The sequence below is a fragment of the Dialister sp. genome, from assembly GCF_051885895.1.
Taxonomy (GTDB): domain Bacteria; phylum Bacillota; class Negativicutes; order Veillonellales; family Dialisteraceae; genus Dialister.
The window spans coordinates 1-2,811 of record NZ_JBJEXP010000030.1 but is presented as its reverse complement, the minus strand read 5'-3'; the positions used below and the strand labels follow the sequence as shown (position 1 = coordinate 2,811).

General features: G+C 49.0%; 1 pseudogene. It reads right to left on the bottom strand.

Annotated elements, in window-relative coordinates:
• Positions 1 to 2,759, bottom strand: a pseudogene (locus tag ACI4N7_RS02465) (hypothetical protein); the annotation flags it as partial.
• Positions 2,760 to 2,811: the final 52 nt, after the last annotated feature.

The window sequence follows — 2,811 nt, the reverse complement described above, 5'->3', positions numbered from 1 at the left end:
CCATCGTATTCACGGGGTCTGGTAGAATTGAAAAGCTCGTTGTACTTGGTAACAAGGGCTTCACGGCGGCGAGGATCTTTCCATATCCAGTCCCTGAACGCATCCTTGATTGCCTGCTGTTTCTGCTGGGCAAGGGTGGTCTCTTTCTTGTTCAGGACACGCCTTTGCTTGCCGTCAGGATCTTCGATGGTGTCATAGATACGAATATCTTTCAAATTCAGGGTTTCTTCCAGAATACGATAAGCATTGGCACGGTCAGTACCATAGGTCACATACGCAGCTACATCATTGGAGCTTGGTGAACTTTTTCCGGTGATACGCCACTCGGCAGTCATTTCAGAAAACTTAACCTCAATGCTTCGGCGCAGATAATAAGGGGTCTCAAAGGTGTCCTCCATAAACTCCTGAATATAAGCGGGGTCAATCCAAGTAGCACCCAGACGGACATCAATTTCAGAAGCGTCCAGGTCTTTCGGTTGAGCTTTTTCCAGGGCCTGCACATTGACAGAAAAAGCCGGGTCTCTGTTTTGCGCCATTTGTGCGATACGCAGTTTGCTTCTTACATCACCTGAGAGGTATTCATCAGCGGTCTGCCAACCGGCTTCCGGCTCATCAGGGGACATTGGATCTTTGAAAATGACACCACGCAGTTCGGTAGTGATGGTATCGTATTCGCCAGGTGTTCCGAGTAATTCTGCCATATACGGCAGATCAACACGACCACGCTCACCAATGGAAATTGCCAGGGCTTCGGAAGGAGTGTCTACACTGGTCACTCTACGCTCTGGTTTGATTGTTCGCTTGGTGAACATATCTGCCTTGCTTTTCAGATTTCCGTCCTCATCAACATTCTCCAAAGAGCAGAGAAGGTAATAGGACGAGTCATCCGCAAATGCTTGACCGTTGACACGGGAATTGATAAGGCCATTCTTTCCTGTAAAGGCATCGTAGGCTTCGTTCAGTTCCTGCTGCTTCTGTGCGATCATCTCGTCCGGGAAGTCCTCAAGCTGATATTCAATCAGCTCATTGACAATGCGGCGCAGTTCCACCATGCCAGTCACACGCTCTTTTGCCTTGTCATTCAAATCAAGGTGACGCATGACGGAATTCTCACGGAAATAAACCTCACCATCGACAACCGTGTACGAGAAGTTCTTCACATTGGGGTCTGCAGGTATCACATCCTGCTGTATTCCATGTTCATCCCCTTCAGGAAGTTCTACTGCTTGATAGGTGCCTTTTATATGGGAGACCGCTTCTTTCAGCTGGTCGGCCAAATCCGCACCTTCAATCGGGCGAACCGTCAAATCCTGCTTGCCGTACTGTGTGCTTTCTTCCGTCAACTCACCGAGAACCATTTCCGGGTGCTCCACAAAATAGCTGTTCATAGTAAAGCCATCCTGTGTCGTGTTCAGATGCACCCAATCCTGGTCAATGTCGATAGGATGATCACGTTTCTGCAGGAAGATGATGTCAGAGACAACATCGGTGCCTGCGTTTTTCTTAAAGGCATCGTTCGGCAGACGGATTGCGCCGAGAAAGTCAGCTCTCTGAGCCATATACTTTCTGGCATCCGGATTTTTGGAATCCATGGTATAACGGCTGGTTACAAATGCGACTATGCCGCCGGGTCTCACCTGATCGAGTGTTTTTGCAAAGAAATAATTGTGAATAGAGAACCCCAGTTTATCGTAGGGTTTATCTGACACACGATAATTACCGAAAGGCACATTGCCCACAGCCAGATCAAAGAAATCCCTGCGGTCTGTCGTTTCAAAACCGGCAACGGTAATTTCTGCTTTCGGATAGAGCTTTTGGGCAATTCTGCCCGTGATGGAATCCAACTCCACACCATACAAGCGGCTGTCTCGCATACTGTCGGGGAGCAAGCCAAAGAAATTACCGACACCCATTGCAGGTTCAAGGATGTTGCCGCTTTCAAATCCCATCCGTTCCACAGCATCATAGATACCACGAATGACCGTAGGGCTGGTGTAATGTGCGTTCAGAGTGGATGCTCTCGCCGCAGCATATTCATCCTCAGAAAGCAGACTTTTCAGATTCTTGTATTCCTCTGCCCAGCTGCCTTTATTGGGGTCAAACACATCTGCCAAACCACCCCAGCCGACATAATTCGATAAAATCTCCTGTTCCTGGGGAGTTGCATCACGTCCTTCTGCTTCCAACTGGAACAGGGTACGGATAGCAGCCACGTTTCGGACATATTTCAGGCGGGGACTTCCTTCGCCAAGATTATCGTCCATAATGCGGTAGTTTTCCGCATGGACTTCAGGCTGTACTGATTTCTCCTGAAAGGCCGCTTCGATCTTGCCGATGACCTCATGCACCTCAGGATTTTCCCATCCATCCACCTTCGTGAAGTCCTGGACAATAGTATCCTGACCGTCCTTACAATGAATGAGATCCAGACTACCGGGGAACGGGCGTCTGGTATTCATCGCACCCAGAGCTTTCATCTGCGTAGACGGAAGCTCACGGTAGGCTCTCATCGCATCCTCGAAAGAGCCATATTCCTTGATGTCCAACGCACCACGCTTCTGAATATCTTCCACCACATAGAAGTGGTCAATAAAGTGTTCCGGTTCGAGAGCAACTTCGACGCTATTTGCGCCGAAGTTAGGTTCAGTAACCTGCGCATGAGCAGCTTCATCCGGGTAATCACCATAAACACGGAGATACTTTCGTTCCTGTTGGTCGAAAACAGCAGCACCATCGTATGCGAAGCCGTCACTTTCCATCGTTCCGTCCACATATCCCTGTGCAGCTTTTTCTGCTTCTTCCAACGTTTGA